Annotated in this window: 21 protein-coding genes; 14 read left to right on the top strand and 7 right to left on the bottom strand. The window is 33.5% G+C overall.

Going from position 1 to position 22536, the window contains the following annotated elements; genetic code table 11:
• The first annotated feature begins 28 nt into the window (after nt 1-28).
• Genes JSQ73_RS03355 through JSQ73_RS03335 form a run of 5 tightly spaced genes read left to right on the top strand, consistent with a single transcriptional unit; the run spans nt 29 to nt 3795 of the window.
• Nucleotides 29-256, top strand: coding sequence for a F0F1 ATP synthase subunit C (locus JSQ73_RS03355; protein WP_214249595.1), 228 nt, complete (start codon nt 29-31; stop codon nt 254-256).
• Between the two features lie 3 nt (nt 257-259).
• The gene (locus tag JSQ73_RS03350; protein WP_214249594.1) at nt 260-739 is read left to right on the top strand and encodes a F0F1 ATP synthase subunit B family protein; all 480 of its coding nucleotides are present in this window, start codon (nt 260-262) and stop codon (nt 737-739) included.
• 7 nt (nt 740-746) lie between these two features.
• Entirely contained in the window at nt 747-1223 is a 477-nt protein-coding gene (locus JSQ73_RS03345; protein ID WP_214249593.1) for a F0F1 ATP synthase subunit B family protein, read from the top strand.
• A gap of 5 nt (nt 1224-1228) precedes the next feature.
• Nucleotides 1229-2818, top strand: coding sequence for a glycosyltransferase family 2 protein (locus JSQ73_RS03340; protein ID WP_214249592.1), 1590 nt, complete (start codon nt 1229-1231; stop codon nt 2816-2818).
• Nucleotides 2800-3795 (top strand): COX15/CtaA family protein, encoded by a 996-nt coding sequence (locus tag JSQ73_RS03335; RefSeq protein WP_214249591.1) that lies wholly within the window; start codon nt 2800-2802, stop codon nt 3793-3795. Before JSQ73_RS03340 ends, JSQ73_RS03335 begins: the two co-directional genes overlap by 19 nt.
• Here JSQ73_RS03335 and JSQ73_RS03330 read toward each other — a convergent pair.
• Both JSQ73_RS03330 and JSQ73_RS03325 read right to left on the bottom strand, forming a co-directional pair.
• Entirely contained in the window at nt 3778-5757 is a 1980-nt protein-coding gene (locus JSQ73_RS03330) for an ATP-binding protein (protein ID WP_214249590.1), read from the bottom strand. The genes JSQ73_RS03335 and JSQ73_RS03330 overlap by 18 nt on opposite strands.
• A 61-nt stretch (nt 5758-5818) precedes the next feature.
• Nucleotides 5819-6496, bottom strand: coding sequence for an ankyrin repeat domain-containing protein (locus JSQ73_RS03325; protein WP_214249589.1), 678 nt, complete (start codon nt 6494-6496; stop codon nt 5819-5821).
• Nucleotides 6497-6647: 151 nt separating this feature from the next.
• Between JSQ73_RS03325 and gltX the strand changes: the two genes are divergently transcribed.
• Nucleotides 6648-8000: a glutamate--tRNA ligase gene (gltX, locus tag JSQ73_RS03320; protein WP_214249588.1), complete on the top strand. Its 1353-nt coding sequence runs from the start codon at nt 6648-6650 to the stop codon at nt 7998-8000.
• Nucleotides 8001-8767: 767 nt separating this feature from the next.
• On the opposite strand, the gene JSQ73_RS03315 is transcribed toward gltX, so the two are convergent.
• Nucleotides 8768-9142 (bottom strand): Hsp20/alpha crystallin family protein, encoded by a 375-nt coding sequence (locus tag JSQ73_RS03315; RefSeq protein WP_234301630.1) that lies wholly within the window; start codon nt 9140-9142, stop codon nt 8768-8770.
• A 454-nt stretch (nt 9143-9596) separates the two neighbouring features.
• Between JSQ73_RS03315 and JSQ73_RS03310 the strand changes: the two genes are divergently transcribed.
• On the top strand, nt 9597-10304 hold the full coding sequence (locus JSQ73_RS03310; protein ID WP_214249587.1) for a pyridoxine 5'-phosphate synthase: 708 nt from the start codon (nt 9597-9599) through the stop codon (nt 10302-10304).
• Here JSQ73_RS03310 and JSQ73_RS03305 read toward each other — a convergent pair.
• The 3 genes from JSQ73_RS03305 to rplM form a co-directional block, all read right to left on the bottom strand.
• Nucleotides 10297-10608, bottom strand: a complete 312-nt coding sequence (locus JSQ73_RS03305; RefSeq protein WP_214249586.1) for an HU family DNA-binding protein — start codon at nt 10606-10608, stop codon at nt 10297-10299. The genes JSQ73_RS03310 and JSQ73_RS03305 overlap by 8 nt on opposite strands.
• A 145-nt stretch (nt 10609-10753) precedes the next feature.
• Nucleotides 10754-11155 carry a 30S ribosomal protein S9 gene (rpsI, locus tag JSQ73_RS03300; protein WP_214249602.1) on the bottom strand — a complete coding sequence of 134 codons (402 nt, stop codon included), beginning with the start codon at nt 11153-11155 and terminating at the stop codon, nt 10754-10756.
• 47 nt (nt 11156-11202) lie between these two features.
• Nucleotides 11203-11661, bottom strand: a complete 459-nt coding sequence (gene rplM / locus JSQ73_RS03295; protein ID WP_214249585.1) for a 50S ribosomal protein L13 — start codon at nt 11659-11661, stop codon at nt 11203-11205.
• A gap of 119 nt (nt 11662-11780) precedes the next feature.
• Between rplM and JSQ73_RS03290 the strand changes: the two genes are divergently transcribed.
• From JSQ73_RS03290 to JSQ73_RS03275, 4 genes are all read left to right on the top strand, one after another.
• Complete coding sequence (locus tag JSQ73_RS03290; RefSeq protein ID WP_410543641.1) at nt 11781-13016, top strand: TolC family protein; 1236 nt, start codon at nt 11781-11783, stop codon at nt 13014-13016.
• 10 nt (nt 13017-13026) lie between these two features.
• Nucleotides 13027-13548 (top strand): PopZ family protein, encoded by a 522-nt coding sequence (locus JSQ73_RS03285; protein WP_214249583.1) that lies wholly within the window; start codon nt 13027-13029, stop codon nt 13546-13548.
• Between the two features lie 75 nt (nt 13549-13623).
• On the top strand, nt 13624-14202 hold the full coding sequence (locus tag JSQ73_RS03280; protein ID WP_214249582.1) for an RlmE family RNA methyltransferase: 579 nt from the start codon (nt 13624-13626) through the stop codon (nt 14200-14202).
• A 176-nt stretch (nt 14203-14378) separates the two neighbouring features.
• A complete protein-coding gene (locus tag JSQ73_RS03275) occupies nt 14379-15068 on the top strand; it encodes an ankyrin repeat domain-containing protein (RefSeq protein WP_214249581.1) in 690 nt (229 codons plus the stop codon).
• 552 nt (nt 15069-15620) lie between these two features.
• On the opposite strand, the gene JSQ73_RS03270 is transcribed toward JSQ73_RS03275, so the two are convergent.
• Nucleotides 15621-17261: a lysine--tRNA ligase gene (locus JSQ73_RS03270; RefSeq protein WP_214249580.1), complete on the bottom strand. Its 1641-nt coding sequence runs from the start codon at nt 17259-17261 to the stop codon at nt 15621-15623.
• A 64-nt stretch (nt 17262-17325) separates the two neighbouring features.
• Here JSQ73_RS03270 and JSQ73_RS03265 point away from each other — a divergent pair, with 64 nt between their 5' ends.
• The 3 genes from JSQ73_RS03265 to JSQ73_RS03255 are packed head-to-tail and all read left to right on the top strand — an operon-like array spanning nt 17326 to nt 22534.
• Nucleotides 17326-17622: a type IV secretion system protein VirB3 gene (locus JSQ73_RS03265; protein ID WP_214249579.1), complete on the top strand. Its 297-nt coding sequence runs from the start codon at nt 17326-17328 to the stop codon at nt 17620-17622.
• A gap of 9 nt (nt 17623-17631) precedes the next feature.
• A complete protein-coding gene (locus JSQ73_RS03260; RefSeq protein WP_214249578.1) occupies nt 17632-20037 on the top strand; it encodes a VirB4 family type IV secretion/conjugal transfer ATPase in 2406 nt (801 codons plus the stop codon).
• Nucleotides 20030-22534, top strand: a complete 2505-nt coding sequence (locus tag JSQ73_RS03255) for a TrbL/VirB6 family protein (protein ID WP_214249577.1) — start codon at nt 20030-20032, stop codon at nt 22532-22534. The genes JSQ73_RS03260 and JSQ73_RS03255 overlap by 8 nt, the downstream gene beginning before the upstream one ends.
• Nucleotides 22535-22536 lie beyond the last annotated feature (2 nt).

Below are 22536 nucleotides of genomic sequence, written 5' to 3'. Positions count from 1 at the left end.
ATTATAAAGAAATAGTTAAAGGTAATATATGGATTTAGTGGCTTTAAAATTTATAGCAATTGGCTTAGCTGTGTTTGGGATGCTCGGTGCTGGTTTAGGTATAGCTAATATCTTTTCTGCTATGTTAAATGGAATTGCGAGAAACCCTGAATCAGAAGGTAAAATGAAAACGTACGTTTATATTGGTGCTGCCATGGTTGAAATCATGGGGTTACTTGCGTTCTTACTTGCGGTGTTATTGATATTTGTTGCTTAACAGATGCCACAGCTTGATGTTTCCACTTTCTTTTCTCAAGTTTTTTGGTTTTTAATCTTTTTCTCTTCACTTTTTTTTGTAGTAAGTTGTTTGTTCTTACCAAAGTTAGATAAAATAATAAACACTAGGAGTAAAGGGATATTAGATTCTTTTAATAGTTCTGTTCACCTTTTAAGACTTACAGAAGAACAAATTGCCAAGTATAATGCAGCTTTAAATCAAGCTAGAGCACAGGCAAAAAAAATCATAGATGATGCCCTCGCTCAGGTAGAAGAAATGAGAGCGAATGTTAAGAGTATATTGGAGGAGGAGGACAAAAAAATGGTCAAGTTTGTTGAAGAAAAAGTGGCAAAATTTAAATCTAAGTATATTAGTGAGTTAAAACAAATGGCTACTGGTATTGCTTTAATTTACTACACTAAGTTAACTAATTCTGAAATTGAAGAGGAATTTGTTGCTGACTTGGTGTCAAAAGAATTTTAGGATTTTTATGTCTACATTACTAGTTATCAGCCTTGCTTTTTTAGTAAGTTTTATCCTCTCATATAAATTGCTAAGGAAGGTAATAAAAAACGCACTTAACAATAAACGTAACAAAAGCAAGTTTTCAAGTGAAGAAACTAAAAAATTCAGAAAAGATATGTTGGAGTATTACAAAAAATCTTCTGAAAAATACAAAAAATTAGATGCAGAAGTTAACAAAATGATGAATGAAGCACTTGATAAGGCTAATAGTATTATTAAGCATAATAGACAGCAACTCGATCAAACGTTAGATGAAAATGCCCATTCTAATTTGAAGAAAGTTACTGACCAAGTTGAAAAAGCTCTTGGGGATTTACAAGCTAACACAGCGAGTATAGCTGCTGATGCTGTAAAAAAAATAATGCATGAACGTAAAGATGATAAGCGTAGTAGTGAGGTTATATCTTCGTTTTCACGTGACTTGAGCAAAAAGTTGCATTAAGTTTAATGCCTGTACTTCAAACTTATAATGTAGAAAAAATTAAATTTGATTCTAGTTTATGCAAAGAACAAGAGAAATTTTTCTACTATAGATTTAATATCATTCTTTGGCAAAAATTAAATGATACTACTTTTTTTATGGTTGAAGACATAAGCCAAGATATCAACCTTTGGGTCGAATCTCATTACGGTATTGAATATGTATTAATAAAAGCGAATAGCGAACAGATTTTAAATCTTCTTAACTCGCACTTTGGTATTTCAGAATTCGCAAGTAACTACTTATATTATAAGAATCTTAATTTTTCAGCTAAAAGCATTAGGCTCAGTTCAATCTTTTTTTCCTCTTTTTTTGTTATAATTTCGACTTTAACACTGACAAAAAAATATGCATATTTTGCTTTGGTGTTGATATTTATAATCGAATGTTCTAGTTCTTTATTCAAATTTGTAACTAAAATTTTTGGCTTGCGTAAAATTTCTAACCAAAAAGCAGATTATGATAAGATGAATGAACCTATATATACTATTTTATTGCCTGCTTTTAAAGAGAATGCGGTTATAAAGCAATTGATTAAGAGTATTGAAAGTTTGGATTATCCAAAATCAAAATTAGATGTAAAGCTTGTGATAGAGAGCGATGACCAAGAAATGTTGGCAGCTATAGAAAAATGCACTTTACCACAGTATTTTGAAGTAATAAAAGTGCCTCATTCTCTGCCTAGAACAAAAGCTAAATCGTGCAATTATGCTATGAGCTTTGCTAGAGGAAAGTATGTGGTAATATATGATGCAGATGACAAGCCAGATCCGTTGCAGTTAAAAAAAGCACTAATTGAATTTCATAAGGGTGACGAAAAGTTGGCTTGTGTACAGGCGAAATTAAATTACTATAACTTTGGTTGCAATTTTCTTACAAAATTCTTTTCTCTCGAGTATATGCACTGGTTTCAATATTTTTTGCCTGGATTTCAAAAAATGAACATGCCAATACCTTTGGGTGGTAGCAGTAACCATTTTTCAGTGGAAATTTTAAAGAAAGTGCTTTTTTGGGATGCTTACAATGTCACTGAAGACGCTGACCTTGGTTTGAGACTTGTACAAATGGGATATAAAACCAGGATTATTGATTCAGAAACATTGGAAGAATCACCAACTACTGTGTTTGCTTGGATCAAACAAAGAGCACGCTGGATTAAAGGTTATATGCAAACTTATATCGTTCATTTAAAAAATATAAAATTACTTTTTAAGCACAATGGGCTTAAGGGAGTTTTGCTATTAAACCTTTTTGTTGGTTCCTCAGCTTTTATATTTTTCACGACTCCTTTTTTGTTACTTTCATTGGTGCTGACTCAATTTTTGAATGAATTATTCTTATATTATTTTATAATAGTATACGGTATTAACTTGATTTTTTTGATAATAGCTATCAGACAACAAAAAATGCCTTTTTATTTTTATATAGTATCAATATTTTTTCCCGTCTATAGTCTACTACATAGCGTTGCAGCTTTTCTCGCTTTGTGGGAATTTGTTATTCACCCTCAGCAATGGAATAAAACTCAGCATGGCTTATGGAAGCAAAACCTGTAGCTATTTGGTTTTTTCTCTGCTCTCTCATGGTGATTTGCATGGTGGGAATTGGTGGATTTACCAGACTTTCAAAAGCAGGATTGTCAATCACGGAATGGAAACCAATTACCGGAACATTGCCACCGCTGAGTGAACAATACTGGCTAAAAGAAAAATCAAAATATGAAGCTACACCTGAATATAAAGCATTTAATTATGGTATGAGTATGGAAGAGTTTCGCACCATATACTTAATAGAATATGTGCACAGGTTAATTGCAAGGCTGACAGGTTTATTTTTCATCTTACCATTTATATATTTTATACTCAGAAAAAGAGTAGATAAGAAGACAATAATAAGGCTATCTATAGCACTATTATTTGGAATTTTACAAGCTTTTGCCGGTTGGTATATGGTTAAAAGCGGTTTGGTAGTCAATCCTCATGTTAGTCACTATAAGCTCGCACTTCACTTACTGCTTGCATTGGTTATATTTGCATTATTGTCATATCAATTTTTTGATTACCAAATCAAACCAAAGCAAATAATTAAAATTAATAGCAACATTACATGTTACATATGGATAATTTTAGTCCTAGTTACAATACAAATAATCTTCGGTGCATTTGTTGCAGGGCTAAATGCTGGTTTAATTTATAATACCTTTCCACTAATGGATGGACAAATTGTTCCAGAAGATTTATTTTACTTACAGCCTGCTTGGCTAAATATCTTTGAAAATAGAGTAACAGTGCAATTCATACACCGGGCATTGGCATTGCTGATATTAGTTCTGACAGCAATACTCACAATAACAAATGCCAGTATAAAACCATTATATGTTATGCTATTCTCCGTCATCATTCAGGTAATTCTAGGAGTAGTCACTTTGTTGCTGCATATACCAATGGCCATTGCTATAGCCCATCAAATGTTTTCATTTATCTTATTTGGATCAGGTTTATACTGCTTGCATTATTTAAGAAATCAGATCTAATACCAAATCACCAGCATGTATATTTTTTCCTTCTTTAACAGGGATATTTTTTATCACCATTTCTGATTCAGCACATATTATATTTTCCATTTTCATTGCCTCTACAACAAATAGAGGTTGTCCTACCTCTACTTGATCTCCAGCATTGACGTGTAATTTAACCAATAAACCTGATATTGGAGATTTTACAGCGTCTACTGAAATCCCTTCTGTTTTGTTGTTTAGCATTAATTTGCTTAGTTCAGCTACATGAGGTTTCAATACACAACATTTAGCTTTCATACCTGCGTGTCTTATAAAGTATTTGCTGCCTTGCCTTTCTATTTTAAGTTCTATATTGGTATCATCATTAATTGTTATATATAACAACCTGTAACTTGGTTTCCACTTACCTACCACGGAGTATTTATTGTGGTTATATACTGTTGTTAATGTGTTATCTTGATATTTTGCATTTACGGAGTACTCATTATCGTCTATTTTCACTATGAATGCTTCATCTATTGACTTAATGTAATACTTTCCCTCATTTTCTAAGTGAACATACAGTGCAATAAAAATAAATATTTTAATATATTCCTCTGTAATAAAATCACCTTGAAACCCGCTAGGGTAATGATCTGGAATGAATCTCGTGTGGAGCTTTGCTGCAATAAAATTTGGATTATGGAAGATAGATTCTAGAAATTCTATGTTGTTTATTACTTCCCCTATATAGCACTCAGACAAAGCTTTTTGCATTCTGCTGATCGCCTCTATTCTATCTTTTCCATAGGTTATAATTTTTGCAATCATTGAGTCGTAGAATATGCTGATTTCTGAACCGCTAGCTACTCCATCATCTATTCTTACATGACCATTTTCATCTGGTTTGTCGTAATATTTGATTCTTCCGCTGGAAGGAAAAAATCTCTTTGATGGATCTTCAGCGCAAATTCTGCTTTCTATTGCAGAGCCAATAAGTTTAATATCATTCTGACCAAATCTTAATTTTTCTCCACAAGAAATTCTGATCATCTCTTCCACTATATCTATTCCAGTGACAAATTCTGTTACTGGATGCTCAACTTGTAATCTCGTATTTACCTCAAGAAAATAGAAGTTTTGGTTCTTATCTACAACAAACTCGACAGTACCTGCTGAAAAATAATCAACTTGCTTTGCCAAAGAAACACATTGAGCATACATTTTTTGTCTTACTTCTTCACTAATAAATGGGCTTGGTGTTTCTTCTATTATTTTCTGATTATTCCTCTGTACCGAGCACTCTCTCCCCCCAAGACACACTATATTGCCGTATTTATCTGCAATAATTTGTATTTCGATGTGTCTTGGTAGTTCTATATATTTTTCTATGAAAATACTACCATCTTTAAAACTTTTCTCTGCTTCATTTGTTGCTGATGTAAATGCTAGTTCAATTTCTTTTTTGGAATATACAATTCGCATTCCTTTGCCACCACCACCTGATGCAGCTTTGAGCATAACGGGAAAATCAATCTCTTCAGCAACGATGGCTGCGTGGGCAGCATCTTCGATCTTACCCATATATCCTGGCACTACATTTACTCCAGCTTTTCTTGCCTCTTCTTTTGCTGTTATTTTATTGGCTGTAACTTCTATTGTTTCTGCACTTGGACCAATGAAATCTATGTTATGTTTTTCCAGAGCACGGGGAAAATCTGGATTTTCTGCTAAAAACCCATAGCCAGGATGGACCGCCTCGGCACCTGTTTCAACTGCTACTTCGCATATTTTTTCGATATTTAAGTAACTAAGATAAGCAGGCGAAGGGCCAATGTGCCTTGACTCATCTGCTTGCTTTACATGCACAGAATTTGCATCTGCATCTGAGTACACAGACACACAAGATATGCCCATCTTGTGCGCAGTTTTGATTATCTTGCAGGTAATCTCCCCTCTGTTCGCTACTAAAATCTTACTATACTTCTTTCTTATCATCTTATCAGTATACTTTCTTAAGTTAAGAAAGTAAATTTCTATATTACTACCTGCAAATACTTCACACTGGGGCTAAATCACTATCTAAAAGTTGCATAATATCAGGATCTGTCACTATAGTACTTTCGTTATAGAGGCCATATACTTCATTACATGCCTTAAATAACAGATATGAAGATCCTCCAGAAGCTATTGTTGCTATTGAAGCCAATGCAAGAGATTGAGAAGCCGAAAATAGAAGATACAAAGATACACACATAGTGATAGCACACACTATAGCTCCTACTATATATAAGCATATATGAAACTTCTTATTACATATAAAGCCACATTTTATATCTGCAATTTGCTTAACTTCCTTCCGCTCTTCAGGGTCCAAGAAATAAAGGGGTGATACTGCCTTCTTCCCGTCATCCTTAATATAGCTTTTATCGAGGAGTGCTTCCTTAATATATTTCTTATTATTCTTAAGTTCCTTTTCTAATCTTTTTACTTCTTCCCACTCTTTAGCTTCTTTTGCTTTCTTGACTTTGCTCTCAGTATCTTCTTCTAAATACTTTATGATCTCCTGTAACGCAGATAATAGAAACTCTTTACTTGCTGCTATATGAAATGGGTTTCCATTTTCATCAATTCTATGCTTAGCTACACAAGCAACTCTTTTCTTGCAAGCTTCAATAAATTTATTTTCATCTTCTTTTGTTACAACTCCTCTTGCAATTTCAAATAAATTATCCATATATACACCTCACTGCATTCACTAATATTAAATTATACAATGCAGTTTGTTAAAAATAAATGTAAATTGATCTTTCAAATTTACTATAGTTCCACGTTGTTGCAAGTGCAAATTTTAGTTATCATCGGTTACGTTATCACAATAGACAAATATGCCAGGTATAGTCACTAGATTCGCTCCATCACCAACAGGATTTTTACATATTGGAGGAGCTCGCACAGCTTTATTTAATTGGCTCTATGTGCAGCGTCATGGTGGCCAGTTTTTACTAAGGATTGAGGATACCGACAGAAAACGTTCAACACAGGAAGCAATTGATGCAATAATAGATGGGTTAAAATGGCTTGGAATAAACTATGATGGGGAAATAATATATCAATCAAAAAAAATAGAGCAGCACATTGAGGTTGCAAATCTTTTAGTTGAAAAGGGTAGGGCGTATCATTGTTACTGCCCCGAGAATGAAATTGCAGAAAAGAAGGCAAAAGCAAGGGAAGAAGGAAAAATATATAAGCATAAGTGTACTCATTCGACATCAAATGCAGAGCCTGTTGTTCGCTTCAAAGTGCCAGACTCAGAAGATATTGTTGTTGACGATAAAATATACGGCCAAGTTACAATAAGTAGCGATCAGCTTGATGACATAGTAATCTTGCGCTCTGACAATACTCCAACATATATTTTTGCTGTAGTGGTTGATGACCATGATGCCGGAATAACCGATATTATACGTGGCTCTGATCATCTCACTAATACCTTCAAACAATTACTAATATATCAGGCTCTTGATTTTGATGTCCCACGCTTTGCACATGTACCGCTAATTCATGGAGAAGACGGGAATAAGTTATCTAAAAGACATGGCGCTACAAGTGTTTGCGATTATGAAAAGATGGGAATATTGCCACAGGTAATGCGTAATTACTTGCTAAGACTTGGCTGGAGTCATGGCAACGATGAGATTATTAGCGATGAGCAAGCAATAGAGTGGTTTAATTTAGAAAGCATCGGTCGTTCACCTGCACGGCTCGATTTCAAAAAACTGGAGCATTTGAATAACCACTATATTAGTAATATGAGCAATGAAGATATTCTGACTCTAATGCTTAGAGAAAATACTCTAACTGACAAAAAAAAGGGCTATTTAATGCAGGGACTGACAGAGCTAAAAAAAAGAGCAAACTATCTAACTGAACTGCTGGACTTAGCAAAGTTTTATATTCAAGTTGATTTTAGTGAAGAAGCTCAGCAAATTGTCAAATCTAACCTCGATGTAATTAAGTTACTTGCATCATTTCTTTCGATTATAGGTAGTGAAGATTGGAATAAGAATTTTTTATCTTCTCAGATTAAGGAATTTTCAAAATTACATAATATAAAAATGAGCGATATATACCACTCATTACGCGCCCCAATAACTGGAATAATGGATGCGCCTGGAATCATCGATATCATGGTAATTCTTGGTAAAGATGAGTGTATAAAAAGATTGCGAGCAGTTTAAATAAAAAATTACTTGACAAACTCTAATAGCTTCATTACAGTGGAAAATGAAGATTCTTTAGGATCCAAAATCTGTATTCACCTGCAGGTTTTTTCATCAAATAATTAAATTTCAGCAAAAAAAATATAAGTTTATTTTTGCTAGCTCTTTATTCATATAGGAGGGTTTATGTCTAGAATTCCTGATACTTGACTTTTATTTTTAAGTTAAAAACCAACTGGCACCTATGGTTTTAACTATTAAGTTATTTTACCTTTTTTTATTGGTATTTTTTCATATTTTATTACACCGTTATGCTTTAGTATTATACAGTTTCATGATAATGGGAGCAAGAAGAGTAGCTCTGTCTCAGCTATGGCATTAAAAAATGACTATGCATAAGATCTAATGGTGTGTCTAATCTATAGATAATTTTTGAAATAAACTGTATTGCTAAGTTAATATTTTACATATCTGTTCAGCAAAGTGGCAAAAAAGACAACTAAATGAGTGTCATGAAAGTAGCTTACACTGTAATTCCAGCTTCTATAATGTCATGCCAGTGCTCGACACTGGCATCCAGCAAAATTTATCACAAACAAGACAACATTTTCAATTAAAAAATCAGTGTCTGGGTGCTAAGATGACACCTTCATAAGGGATCCAGCATCAGCTACTTTCATGACACTCATTTAGTTGTCTTTTCTCGTTTACCTTATTTTGCCACTCTGCTGAACAGATATTAAAATAGCAAGCCTCAAGGTCAGAAGCCTGCTATTACTTACTGGTTACTTTACATCAATTTTCTTGATGTGTTTCTCTGACTTAGGTATGGTTACATGCAATACCCCATCTAAAAAGTTGGCAGATACCTTATCTTGCTCTACATTTGTTGGAAGTTGAATAGATCTATAGAAAGAACCATAGTACCTTTCTTTATGGTAAAACTGCTTATCTTTTGATTCATTATCACATGTTTTTTCACCCTTCACTATTAAGTTATCGCCAGATATACTAATGTCTATGCTTTCTTTAGGAATACCTGGTAACTCTAATGATAGGCAATAGCTTTCCTTTGTTTCATAAAAATCACAAACTGGTAGTAGACTACTGCCTCTTTTGGAAAGCTCTGGGTTCCATCCTGTAAAAAAGCTATCAAACATGTCATCAACGGCTCTTTGTAACCCTCTTACACTAAAATTATCACGATTATTGTTTTTTATTTAAATGAACTATATTACTCATGTTGTACCTCCTTTTACTAATACATGCACTACATAATCATTCCACTTATTAATTTCAATCCTAAATCTAAAATTTTTTAGATGCGAAAAATTGTCCCCGTTTACTATAACTTGATTATGAGAAAAAATCTTGTTTGGATTGCCACGAGTAGTTCTATAAACTAGATTAACTGTAAAAAAGGGCAAGTGTATGCAAATTTATTACTTCTCTTTCCACTTCCACAATCAAACAATTTTGAATGTTTCTTATTTGACTTGCCAACAATGAGAATTGGTATAACTGCTAGCTCCGTCTTTCAGCTATGGCGTAAAACAATCAAATGCATAAGATCTAATAATATGTATAATTTATAAATAATTTTTGAAGTAGATTGTGAAATTGGGCGTTAATATTGATCACATTGCAACCCTTCGCAACGCACGTGGAGCTTCTTATCCAGATCCATTAAAAGCAGCAAAAATAGCTATTGATGCTGGAGCAGATTTTATCACCGTACACTTACGAGAAGACAGAAGGCATATCAGAGATGAGGATGTATTCAATCTAAAACAAAACATTAGCACTGAGTTAAATCTTGAAATCGCAGCTACGGAAGAAATGCTCAAAATAGCAAAAGAAGTAAAACCCTATTCGATTTGTATAGTACCAGAAAAAAGAGAAGAATTAACAACCGAAGGTGGCCTGGATATCGTGAATATGCACAGTAAACTTTCTGGTATAATAGAGGAAATGCACAGCTTTGACATAAAAGTCTCACTGTTTATCGATCCAAATATTAATCAACTAAAATATCTTGAGAAGCTAGAAAGAAAGCCTGACATAATAGAAATTCACACAGGGGATTACTGTGATAATCCATCAGAAGAAAAATTAAAACTTATTACTAACTCTGCAGAATACATTAATAAGCTAGGAATAGAATGCCACGCAGGGCATGGCATAAATTATAAACATGCTAAAAGAATAAAAGAGATACCTCACATCTCAGCTCTTAATATAGGCCATTCTTTAATCAGCGAGGCTATATTTCATGGCTTACACAATGTAACTAAAAAGATGAAAATGACTATATCTAAATAGCTGATGCTTTCTCTTTGTTATTTAAAGCACTTGAAAGAGCTTGACTTGCTTTAAACCTGATCCTTATCTTTTCAGAAACGGTCATAATCTCACCATTTTGAGGATTACGGCATTGTCTTTCCTTACTTATAGCAGTAGAGAATGTCCCTATTCCATGTAAACGTATTTCACCTTTAAGATTTAGATCGTTCTTGATTATTTCCATAAAAATATCATAAAACTTACCCAAACTAGCTTTTGTTATATCTATACCTTGACTAGAGCACTCTTTACTCAGTTGGTTTACTATATCTTCTTTACTCATAAATTACCTTGATATTGAAAAATTACATAAACAGCATATTATGCTAATGCCAGTAGTCAACTAAATTCGTCATAAAAAGAGAAAATGTCATAAATCCTTGTAAGAACTTGTATAATATTTATAAAAAAATACCATTATGAAACAATTATCTCTTAGAAAACTGACATTTTTTCCGAGCTTTATGTTGACCATATTTCTTACGCTCAACAACACGTGAATCTCTAGTTAGGAATCCACCTTTACGTAATATAGAGTGTAGATCTTGACTTATACTACTTAAAGCTCTGCTTATTCCATGAGCTAAGGCACCTGCTTGGCCAGATAGTCCTCCACCTTTTACAGTTGCAAACACATCATACCTATCTAACATAGAAGTTACTATGAATGGCGCTTTAATCATTTGACACAGTGATTCTCTTTTAAAATAAGAAATTAAATCATCTTTTTTATTAACACTAAATTTTCCACTTCCTGGCTTCATCCATACTCTTGCTACAGATTCTTTCCTTCGACCTGTGGCATATGAACGACCAAGTGAGTCAATCATTGCCTTTTTTGGCTGATCATTATTATTTATTTTCACTTTTTACTCCATTATTTCTTATTTTTACGATTTAAAGAGGCAAAATCTATTTTTTCAGGTTGCTGTCCTTGATGCTTGTGTTCTGAACCAGAATAAACATACAAATTTTCAAACCGTCTACGTGCCATAGGACCATCATCAATCATTCTTTTTACTGCCATTTTTATCACACGCTCAGGGAATTTGCCATTTAAAATATTATCTAGAGTAGTTTTCTTTAAACCACCAGAATAACCTGTATGCCTATAGTAGATTTTATCTTTAAGTTTCTTTCCGGTAAAATGTACCTTTTCTGCATTAACAATGATTACATTATCACCACAGTCCATATGAGGTGTATATTCAGGTTTATGTTTTCCACGCAATAACATTGCTACAAATGCTGCAAGCCTTCCTACTACTAATCCTTTTGCATCTATAACAAGCCATTTTTTATCAATTTGTTTCTCTTTTAAGAAAAAAGTTTTCATATATCAATACATAAGATTAGATTATGATATACTAAGTTGCTTGATAGTGTCAACAACATTAGTTATTGATTATTAAAGTAATTTATGCTAATAACTTAAACAACATGCTAGAAAGCAAAATGTTTCGATTGATTATTATATTTGTAATTGCTTTTTGTACCATAGATTGCCATGCAATTGATTTAGAGGAAGCTATAAGCAAAGCTATCAAAAACAGCTCAAAAATAAAGTCTCAATTTTACCAATATAAAAGTGCTGAAAAACAACTAAAATCTTCTGGATTGGCTGGTTTTTTACCTGACATCAATTTACAATATAATTTCGATAGTAATTTTAATGTTATTAACGGTCTACAAAACTCTGGAAAACGTCTAACATTAAGTCAAAGAATAATAGATGGTGGTGGCACTTTTGCTACATTCAGCCGATCAAATCATCTTCTTAAAGCAGCAAAAATTAGATTTCAGCAATCTAAGCAAGAAGTTGCACTCAGCGCTGTGAAAGCATATGTTAATGTTTTACAAAAGGCAGAAATATTAAAACTGGGAGAACATAAAGAACGTGTTTCTTTAGAACACTTATCAGCTATGAAAAAACGCTTTTCTCTTGGAGAAGTTACTAATGCTGAAGTTTTGTTCGCGAAAGCAAAATTTTCATCTTCTATATCCAAAAGAGTTGATGCTGAAGGTGAATTAAAGCTCGCTAATATTGCTTGCTATCATTTAATTGGTGAAGATGCTGATAATCTTCACGAGACTAATGGTAAACTACCTTCTATACCAGAATTAAATGAATGTTTACAGTTAGCAAAAATCAACAACTTGTCCCTAAAAGCAGCTATTTATAAAAAAAGAGCTGCTGGAATGGAAGTGATTGCTGAAAGTTCCAAGTGGCTTCCTTTTTTGAATCTAAGCGCAAGTAAAAATTTTGGAAAGGACAATATAAAATTAGACACGTTACTAGAAAATGTGAATGTTGTCTTTACTCTTGATATTCCGATCTTTAAAAGAGGAGTTAATGTTTTTGATGTTAGTAGAGCTAAAATGGATGCAAAGCAATCTACTTACGATTATTACGAAGCAGTAAAAAATATAGAACAAGCAGTTATAAATGCTTGGAATAACGTGCTGACAGCAAAAGCTATTATTAAAGCAAGTCAAGAAGCAGAAAAAGCGGCAGCTTTAGCATTAGAAGGAGTTGAGCAAGAAGTAAACTTGCATTTAAAGAGCACAACTGATCTTTTGGATACTGAAGATGAATTATTTAAAGCACGTTCCGATCTAATTCAGGCAAAAAGCAATTATGTAATTAGTGTTTACAACTTGCTTTTTATGATAAATAGTATAAACCTTTAAATTTAATGGTATGAGCGATAATCAATCTGTAAAAGATATACTAGAAGATATAAAAAAAGCTATATCGGGTAAAAATCCAAGTGGCGATAGAGCAGAAATAATAGATGAAGATGATGACGTATTATGCCTTGAAGAGGAGTACCAAGAAGAAATCGAAGAAAAAGAAAATAGTGAAGAAGAGAATAATTGCCAAAGTGAGAAAATGAATAACCTATTTAATAGCCATATTTACAACTCAGAAGAGAAAAATTTGTATGATAATATCCAAATGAGTAATAACAAAGTGAGCTATCAAGAACAAAGTAACGAGCATTTAGTTTTAAAAGAAAATATGGAGGAAATTAAAACATTGCTTGAAAAGATGCAAAGCGAACTACGGCATAAACAACAAAAAAGAGCGGATCTTACTGTTGAAGAATTAGTTGTATCTCTTTTAAAACCTCAGCTTTCAGAGTGGCTGAATAAGTATCTACATGCATTGGTAAAAGAAGTAGTTGAAAAAGAGCTCAAAGATATAATCAATAATAAGTAGGTTATTAGTATAAAGACCAGAGTAAAAACAGCTAGAGGTAGAAAATTATCTTCAACAAGATGGCTGCATCGCCATTTGAATGATCAGTATGTGCAAAAAACCAATAAGGACGGTTATAGATCGCGCTCGGCATATAAATTAATAGAAATAGACGATAAATTTAAACTACTCCAACAAGGGCAAAAAATTATTGATCTTGGCGCTTTTCCTGGTGGATGGTCACAAGTTGCATCTAAGAAAGGAGCGAGTGTGATTGCTGTTGACATAAAACCAATAAACGCAATTAGTGGAGTAGAGTGTATACAGTGTGATATTATCAGCGAACTTGAAATTTTAAGAGAAAAATTCAAGGATCACAAATTTGATGTAATTTTATCTGATATGGCACCCGAATCTTGCGGTTTAAAATCGTTAGATCATATCAGAATTATGCTTTTATGCGAAGCAGCACTCAATTTTGCAAAGCATTTTGTGAATCATGATGGCAAATTTGTAGTAAAAATTTTTCAAGGAGAGTCTGATAAAGATTTCTGCAATGAGCTAAAAAAAATGTTTAAAACAGTAAGATATTTTAAACCAAAATCAAGTAGATCTGAATCTACAGAAATGTATTTAGTAAGTTTAGGCTTTATTGGTGGCAACTATTCTGTATAGCAGATACTTACAGAAATGTTGACGAATCTTATCCTATTAAACTGAAGATTAATAACGCTCGCACAAAAGCCCCTTTTTCCTGTTTAAATATTTATGATAATTAATTAAATTCTTGACTTTATTGCTTAAGTATATGATAATTAAAGTATATTATTATTTTTATAGGAGAATTTTATATGTATTTAGCATTGTTCAAACAGATATTAAGTATAGTAAATTGTGAAAATGATTTGAATGGTAATAACATAGTTGAAAAAATACAAAAGCAACTACAAAAAGCAGACCCATCTACTGATGCAGAATGGAAGAAGAAAAATTTTGATATAAATTATAAATTGAGTGTTGATGATTATTTTCGCAAAAAAGAATTAAAATTATTACATTTAGCATGTCTATATAATCAAGAAAATGTAGTAAAAGCTCTATTAGAAGTAAAAGGTATAAATGTTAATTTTCAAGATGGATCTGGAAAAACTCCTTTGTATATAGCTGTTGATAAAGGTCATCACAAGATAGTAAGAGCTCTATTAGAAGCCGGTGCTGATCCTTTAGTAAAAGATCGTTGTAACAAAAATCTGGCAGAAATATTTACTAAAAAAGCAATTGGGAAAGCAGTAGACTTGGGTGCTCATATATTTATTATTGCATCTTGTGTAGCTGCTATAGTAGTTACTTATGCATATTTTTTTGGTGTGTCATTATCAGTAGGTGCTATGGCTGGGATAGCTGTGGCTGCTGCTGTACTCACAAGAATTGTTGCTGGTGGTATTATATATGAAGTGTATAAGCCTTGTGATGAGTTAAAGGACGCTATTGCACAAGCAAAGTCAAGTCTTGGTAACAAGCTAAATGGAGCTGGTGTATAATCAGAAACTTCTTCAAAGTCAAGTGTAACAGTGTAGTTAAGTAGAAAGAAGAAGTCTCTTCTTTCTTTTCTCCAGGTTTTCTTATTTAGCAAGGTATCTAGATACTAGGATACCTTGCTTAACACCAAAACAGAATTAAGGTTTAAACATCCTAGGTGTATGAACATTCATTTTGAAGACAGCAAATGGTGTCATCCCAGCGCTGGGATTCAGAAAACTGACCAGGTTGGTTACGCGCTGGCTCTCTAAAATTACTTTAGCTATGAATATTAAGAAATTTACTAAGCAGAAAAAAGACAAAAAAATTCCCGTGTAACGAGTTTTAATAATTTAAATTGATAATGTGCTAACAAGCGCGATTTGGCTGAATGTAGAAAAAATAAAAAAAGCTGCTATAATTTTATGTAATTTGCCAATAAATATCTGAGTTTTTTACTGAATTTTGTCGTTGAGCCCAAAAACAAGGATAAATACCTTTATTAGCATAATAAGGAAAGTGGGAAGGTTTGTCAAGTAATAAAACTAGAGAGCTCAAATGGAAGAAGGTAAACTCTAAAGTGTACGTTCATTAGCACTTTCTATAAGAGAGATTGTATTATCTATCCCATAAAGCTTGATAAAAGATCCCATTCTAGGACCGGTTTTTTGTCCGAGTAATGTTTCATACAAAAACTGAAACCAATCGCGTAAGTTATTGTAATGATGTTTTTTTCCGATGGAGAAAACCTGAAATTGAATCTCTTCAGCAGTGGCTGTAATAGGCAGGGAATGTAGGTTGTTCTTTAAATTTAGTAACGCTTCTTTCTCTTTTTCGTTTGAAGCTTTATACGCTTTTGTTGGCTTGATGAAGTCGTGATAATACCTAACTGCAAAATCCGAAAGCCTATCTAGCATTTTGTTGCTTTCTGGTGTAACGTTTGGTGCATAAGTTGATATAAAACCCCAAAGAATCTCTTTATTTTCAGCATTACAAGCTGCTGCCAGGTTTAAAAGTAACGAAAAATTTATGCCTGAAGTTTCTACGTTTGGAACTTTACCTTGATGGATGTGCCATACAGGATTAGACTCCTCATTAGGTGTCATTCCAGTGCTTGACACTGGAATGACAGTAGATGACTCTGAAGTAGATGCATTATTTTTCTCATTTTCGTTATAGCGCTTAACAAACTCCAAATACTCATCGGTTGATTTTGGTATCACATCAAAATGTAAACGTTTAGCTTTTTTAGGACTCTGAAAGATGTATAACGCTAAACTCTCTGTGGGTGCATAAGTTAGCCACTCCTCAATTGAAATACCGTTTCCTTTTGATTTTGATATCTTCTTTCCTTCTTTATCAAGAAATAACTCATAGCAAAACAAAAGCGGTGGCTTTTCTCCAAGTATTTTACATATTTGACTTGAAAGCACAGCAGATGGAGTCAAATCCTTTCCATGAGCTTCGTAATTAACTCCGAATGCAGCCCACCTCATCCCCCAATCAGGTTTCCATTGCAGTTTACATTTTCCTTTTGTCACTGGAACTTCTATTTTTTCCCCGTTTCGGTCTTCATACGTGATTGTTCCTTTATCTGTATTTGTTTCAATTACTGGAACTTGTAAAACTTGGGAATTTTTTGGGCATATCGGCAAGAATGGACTGTAAGTCTGCTGCCTTTCTTCCCGAAATGATGGAAGCATTATGTCCATCACTTTATCATAATTTTTCAGCAGGAGTAAAAGTTTTTCATCGTAAACGCCAGATTTATAACACTCTGTTGCACTCCTAAATTCGTATTCAAATCCAAACAAATCAAGAAATTTACACAACAACGAATTCATGTGATGACCATAACTCTCATGAGTGCCAAATGGGTCAGGTATCATGGTTAATGACTTGTTCAGATTCTCTCTTAGCATTTCCTGATTTGGTACATTATCTGGTATTTTTCGCAAACCATCCATATCGTCGGAAACTGCAATGATTTTGGTTTTTATACTAGGAGCTATTTTTTTTAGAGCGTTTGCAATAACTGTGGTACGAAAAACTTCCCCAAAAGTACCAATATGTGGTAAACCTGAGGGACCATAACCAGTCTCAAATATTATCTCTTTTTTATTAGGGAATTCTTGTAGTATTTTTTCTGCTTCTTGAAATGGCCAGCTTATAATCATTGAATTTAAATTAATTATCTTACCTAAAGTGCTATTCATTTCAATAGATTTTTAATTAATGATGTAGTATTAGTGTTAGAGCTCTTATTAGAAGGTTAAAGATATGTCTACTGGCATCATACAAACGAATCAACTATTTAAAGGTCTTACAAGACCTGCAATGCTCTTTGGTGTGAGTTATATGTTTGCAATATTAAACGTTCTAATTTGCATGCTAATTTTCATTAATACAAATGATCTTAGAGTAATTCTCCTGATGTTACCAGGTATACATGGACTTGGCTATATAGCTTCTGCAAAGGAACCGTTGTTTATTGAGTTATTTATGGTAAAGTTGGGAAAATGCTCCAAATGTTTAAATCGGTTTTATCATGGAGCCAATTCTTATGACATTACTTGATGTTATGCAATGTTGAGATTTAGAGCTATTCAATCAAAGAATAAATCTATTCTAAGTAGAGAGGTTCACGCTGCCGAATTTATACCTTATTCTTGCTATTGGAATAGTACAACCTTGATAACAAAGCAGAATTGGTTAGTTAAATTTATAAAATTAAATGGCTTTGCGTTTGAAACGGCCGATGATGAAGACTTGGTGATACAAAATAATATCAGAAATCAGATGCTAAGAAGCATTTCATCTCCAGCATTTAGTTTGTACTTTCATACCATCAGGCGTAAGAAGAATATCTTTTCTGATGAATTTGCAAATCAGAGTTTACCAAATTTTTTTGCTAACCACGTAAATCTAAAATGGAGAGAAAAACACGCAACTAGGCAATCTTTTATTAATGATTTATACATTACGATTATTCGTAGGGCAGATACAAAGGGAGTAGAATTTTTATCACATCTACTGAAAAAATTTGGGCATGTAACTTCAAAACATGCTTGGGAAAGTGATATGCGTGATACCTATGAAGATTTAGAGGAAACGACAAATCGTATAATAACAAGCCTTAGGAATTATTCGCCTAAAGTCCTTGGAGTCAAAGAAACTCCAAACGGACTGTTTTGTGAAATAATGGAGTTTTTGTCTAGAATTGTAAATTGTGGCTTTGTTACAAATACGCTTTTTCCACTAAAAACTGAAATATCAAGATACTTACCAGTTCATAGGTTATTTTTTGGCCATAAGATGATACAGGTTGTGACTCATAATGAAAGTAAATATGCTGGAATAGTTAGTATCAAAGAATATGGAAATAATACTTCTGCAGGAATGCTTGATTCTTTTTTACAACTTCCTTATGAATTTATTATCACGCAGTCTTTTCAATTTACAAATAGGCAAATGGCAATTGCGAAAATGCAGATACAGCAAAATCGTATGATACAATCTGCAGATAAAGCTATTTCTCAAATAGCAGAAATTTCTCATGCGCTTGATGATGCAATGAGTGGTAAAATTGCGTTTGGTGAACACCATTTAACTATTTTATGTATAGAAAAAAGCCCTAAATCATTGGACAATGCTTTATCATTGGTTGAATCGGAGCTTTCTAATTGTGGTGTTTATCCTGTTCGTGAGAGGGTTAATCTAGAACCAGCATTTTGGGCGCAAATTCCTAGTAATTTTGATTATATAGTAAGAAAAGGTACAATAAGTAGTCTTAATTTGGCCGGTTTTGCATCTCAACATAATTATCCTACTGGTAAAAAATTCAATAACCACTGGGGAGATGCTGTTACAGTTTTTGATACAACATCTGGCACTCCATTTTTCTTCAACTTTCATATAAGGGATGTTGGACATACTATGATAATTGGGCCAACAGGTGCTGGCAAAACTGTTTTAATGAATTTTTTATGTGCTCAAGCAATGAAATTTTCTCCAAGAATATTCTTTTTTGATAAAGATCGCGGTGCAGAAATTTTTTTAAGAGCACTTGGTGGTATCTATACTATAATAAAACCAAGAACTAAGACAAATTTTAATCCTCTGCAACTTGACGATACTCCTGATAATAAAACATTTTTGATGGAATGGATAAAATCTTTAATTTTAGTGTACAACGATAAATTCACTTCAGAAGATATTGCTAGAATTAATGATGCAATTGAGGGAAATTTTAAATTAAAAAAAGAAGACAGATTTTTGAGAAATCTTGTACCATTTTTAGGACTTGCGGGCCCTGCTACTCTAGCTGGAGCAATATCTATGTGGCATGATGATGGCTCTCATGCTGCAATATTTGACAATAAAGAAGATTTGCTAGATTTTTCAAAAGCAAGAGTGTTTGGCTTTGAAATGGCTAGCTTGCTAAAAGATCCTGTTGCTCTTGGGCCGGTCTTGATTTATTTGTTTCATAGGATTAGTATATCGCTTGATGGCACTCCATCTATTATTGTTCTTGATGAAGCATGGGCGTTAATAGATAATTCAGTTTTTGCACCTAAGATAAAAGACTGGTTGAAAGTGCTGAGAAAGTTAAATGCTTTTGTGATTTTTGCTACTCAGAGTGTTGAAGATGCAAGTAAAAGTGCTATTAGTGATACGCTTGTACAGCAAACAGCAACACAAATTTTTTTGCCAAATCTGAAAGCTACTAGTGTCTATCGAGATGTTTTTATGTTAACTGAACGTGAGTACATACTGATCAAACACACAGATCCAAGTACTAGATTCTTTTTAGTAAAGCAGGGAGTTAATGCTGTGGTAGCTAGAATAGATCTGAAAGATTTAGATGATGTGGTCAACGTGTTATCTGGACGTGCAGAAAGTGTCCTATTGTTACATGATATATTGAAAGAACTCGGAGATGATCCAAAGATGTGGTTGCCTGTGTTTTATCAAAAGGTGAAAAATGTTTAAAACTAAACTGTCATTACTGTTAGTTGCGATATTTTTATTAAATATAGATTTTTTACTCTCATATCCAGTATTTGCAGATGTAGTAAGTGGTACTGAAAAGACAGAATTTGTTAGCAGGTTTAATTCTAATGGTAGTTTTAGCCGTGCCTCTGATCCTGACTGTAAGGCGTTTGAAACAGCTGCAGCAGTTGCTGGGATAGCAATTGCTATTAGTGCAATATTTACTGGTATTGTTTTGATTGTCTCTTCTGCTGGTTTATTTACTGCTCTTGTTATCGTTGGAATGATAGCTGCAATTGTTGGAGTCTGGAAGGCAGTTGGGGGACTTATTGTTTGTCAGCATAGTTTTATTAGGCATCCAGTTGCATACGATAATGATGGGAGATATAAAAATTTTAAACTAAAAGATACAGGTTATAGTGGTGATACAGATAAAAATTATCGAACAGAAGATGAATATTTTTCTGCATTACAGAAAAGATCAGGAAAAGATGGAAAACAAAAAGAGAAAGATATTTTAAACTTTACTGATTGGGATGTTGTGAATGTTGATAGGGAACACTACTACTGGCCAAAAAATGGGGTACAATATAGTGAATACATAGAAGTATGTCATCGCAATCCTTTAACATTTGGTAACCTTTTCAAGACGAATGACTTTAATTTCAGAGGGGAAGATGGATACATAGATTTTGATATCAGAGAGAAAGATACTAGATATGAAAGTGGGTCATGGTCTCCGAAGGTTGATGGCGATCTAGAATGTAAAGTGCTTAAAGCTGGGCAGAGCGAAGACATACATGGATCAACGTTCAGGGCAGTGAGAAAAATGGGTAGGTTATGTGTGGAATTGGCTGAAGTTAGTTCAGCTGGAACTGCTTGGCCGCAAGGAATTGATATAGGATGCATGGAATTACCACCTGATCCGATTGCTCCTATGTGTGAACAATCTGTGATATTATTCAAAAATAAAGATGGTACAGGTGGTGAAGAAAGGAGTTTTATCAACAGGGATGACGATTATAAAACTCTTATCAGGAAAAAAGAAAAAGAAGGAAAAATTTTTGTAGGTTATGACAATAAAAGCTGTTTTAGCTCGTATGTCTCTGAAGCTTGCTACAATCAAGCAGGGAGTAAATCATTATCTCCTATTCCTATAACTTCTATGATAGTGCAATGTATTAAGGAGTCGTTAGATAATTTAGTGGCAGGTATTGACTCAAATGGTGATAAGCTAAAATATGAAGATGGAGAAAAAAAAGGACAGGGGAAGGGTAGTTTTTTATCTGTAGCACAAGGAAGGTTGAAAAATACTGTAACTGCTGTTCTAGTTTTAGCTTTAATACTGTTCTCTATAAAAGTTATGTCTGGTGGAGTGCGTAGTCTGCAAGAAATGTACATGTTGATCATTAAATTTGCTTTAGTGATTTACTTTACGACAGGTAGCACCATGTCTCATTATTACGGAGAATTAACAAAGCTTTCAAATGGTTTGTCAGAGATAGTGCTTAAAGCGTCATCTGAAAGTAAAAATATATGTAATTATGAGGCAGGTACAGATTATGAATACGATCGCGCAGGAAAGAGGGTATCTTACAGTTATCTTGCACCTTGGGATAGGCTTGATTGCAGGATTTTATTTTATTTAGGAGCACCTTTAGATGGAATTGGTGGCAAAATCGGTACGGGGGGTGCTGTAACATTAACAATTTTGCTTGGTGCTGCTCCTGTCTTATTAGTTGCAGGTTCGGTAATCGGTATTATTTTTGCTGGTGGACAGATCTTAGTAGCTCTTGTCTGTATATTTATGGCCATTTTGATGATGATGGTTATTTTGTGGATGTGCTATGTACTTATCTTATCTTTAGTTGCGCTTAGTGTAATTATCATCTTATCGCCTTTATTTATTCCTATGGTTTTGTTTCAACATACTAAGGGATATTTTGATGGTTGGCTAAAAGAGTTAATTACCTACAGTTTATACCCAGTTATCCTTTTTTCATTTCTATCTTTTATGTTCATAGCATGTGATAAAATCTATTTTAAAAATTTAAATTTTAAACTGGACGAGTCATATGAAAAGAAACAAGCAGAAATCTCATATAGCAAGAAAAAACATTGGTTTAAATTGAAAGATGGGGAATGTGATAAAAATGAAACTACTCTCGCATGTATGATGCAAAATTATAGCTTTAAAAAGAGCAGCATACTTGGTCTATTCGACTTTACATACATGGAGTTTGACAGCTCTATAATCGGAGAATTATTAAAATTGTGTTTAGTATTATTCCTCTTTTACCACTTTTTAAACGTTCTTCCTGGTATGGCTGCTGAACTTGCTGGTAACCACAGAGCAGCACTTGGTTCGGGTAGCACTCCTGCACAAATGGTGAATAAAGCTTTATCTGCTGCCAAAGCTGCTGCTGGAGGTGCTAGTCAAGTTGCTGCTGCGGCTGTAAATAAGGCAAGAGGGGCTATTGAAGAAGGTGAAGAGTGAGC

Origin of the sequence: Wolbachia endosymbiont of Anopheles demeilloni (genome assembly GCF_018491735.2) — a bacterium.
In the GTDB taxonomy this organism is placed as follows: Bacteria; Pseudomonadota; Alphaproteobacteria; order Rickettsiales; family Anaplasmataceae; genus Wolbachia.
The sequence above is the reverse complement of the archived record's forward strand: the minus strand, read 5'-3'. Positions and strand labels throughout refer to the sequence as shown.

Excerpts from the sequence above, each read along its gene's own strand:
- JSQ73_RS03355 (WP_214249595.1), top strand. The coding sequence starts at position 29 with ATGGATTTAGTGGCTTTAAAATTTATAGCAATTGGCTTAGCTGTGTTT.
- JSQ73_RS03350 (WP_214249594.1), top strand. The coding sequence starts at position 260 with ATGCCACAGCTTGATGTTTCCACTTTCTTTTCTCAAGTTTTTTGGTTT.
- JSQ73_RS03345 (WP_214249593.1), top strand. The coding sequence starts at position 747 with ATGTCTACATTACTAGTTATCAGCCTTGCTTTTTTAGTAAGTTTTATC.
- JSQ73_RS03340 (WP_214249592.1), top strand. The coding sequence starts at position 1,229 with ATGCCTGTACTTCAAACTTATAATGTAGAAAAAATTAAATTTGATTCT.
- JSQ73_RS03335 (WP_214249591.1), top strand. The coding sequence starts at position 2,800 with ATGGAAGCAAAACCTGTAGCTATTTGGTTTTTTCTCTGCTCTCTCATG.
- JSQ73_RS03330 (WP_214249590.1), bottom strand. The coding sequence starts at position 5,757 with ATGATAAGAAAGAAGTATAGTAAGATTTTAGTAGCGAACAGAGGGGAG.
- JSQ73_RS03325 (WP_214249589.1), bottom strand. The coding sequence starts at position 6,496 with ATGGATAATTTATTTGAAATTGCAAGAGGAGTTGTAACAAAAGAAGAT.
- gltX (WP_214249588.1), top strand. The coding sequence starts at position 6,648 with ATGCCAGGTATAGTCACTAGATTCGCTCCATCACCAACAGGATTTTTA.
- JSQ73_RS03315 (WP_234301630.1), bottom strand. The coding sequence starts at position 9,142 with ATGTTTGATAGCTTTTTTACAGGATGGAACCCAGAGCTTTCCAAAAGA.
- JSQ73_RS03305 (WP_214249586.1), bottom strand. The coding sequence starts at position 10,608 with ATGAGTAAAGAAGATATAGTAAACCAACTGAGTAAAGAGTGCTCTAGT.
- rpsI (WP_214249602.1), bottom strand. The coding sequence starts at position 11,155 with ATGATTGACTCACTTGGTCGTTCATATGCCACAGGTCGAAGGAAAGAA.
- rplM (WP_214249585.1), bottom strand. The coding sequence starts at position 11,661 with ATGAAAACTTTTTTCTTAAAAGAGAAACAAATTGATAAAAAATGGCTT.
- JSQ73_RS03290 (WP_410543641.1), top strand. The coding sequence starts at position 11,781 with ATGTTTCGATTGATTATTATATTTGTAATTGCTTTTTGTACCATAGAT.
- JSQ73_RS03285 (WP_214249583.1), top strand. The coding sequence starts at position 13,027 with ATGAGCGATAATCAATCTGTAAAAGATATACTAGAAGATATAAAAAAA.
- JSQ73_RS03275 (WP_214249581.1), top strand. The coding sequence starts at position 14,379 with ATGTATTTAGCATTGTTCAAACAGATATTAAGTATAGTAAATTGTGAA.
- JSQ73_RS03270 (WP_214249580.1), bottom strand. The coding sequence starts at position 17,261 with ATGAATAGCACTTTAGGTAAGATAATTAATTTAAATTCAATGATTATA.
- JSQ73_RS03265 (WP_214249579.1), top strand. The coding sequence starts at position 17,326 with ATGTCTACTGGCATCATACAAACGAATCAACTATTTAAAGGTCTTACA.
- JSQ73_RS03260 (WP_214249578.1), top strand. The coding sequence starts at position 17,632 with ATGTTGAGATTTAGAGCTATTCAATCAAAGAATAAATCTATTCTAAGT.
- JSQ73_RS03255 (WP_214249577.1), top strand. The coding sequence starts at position 20,030 with ATGTTTAAAACTAAACTGTCATTACTGTTAGTTGCGATATTTTTATTA.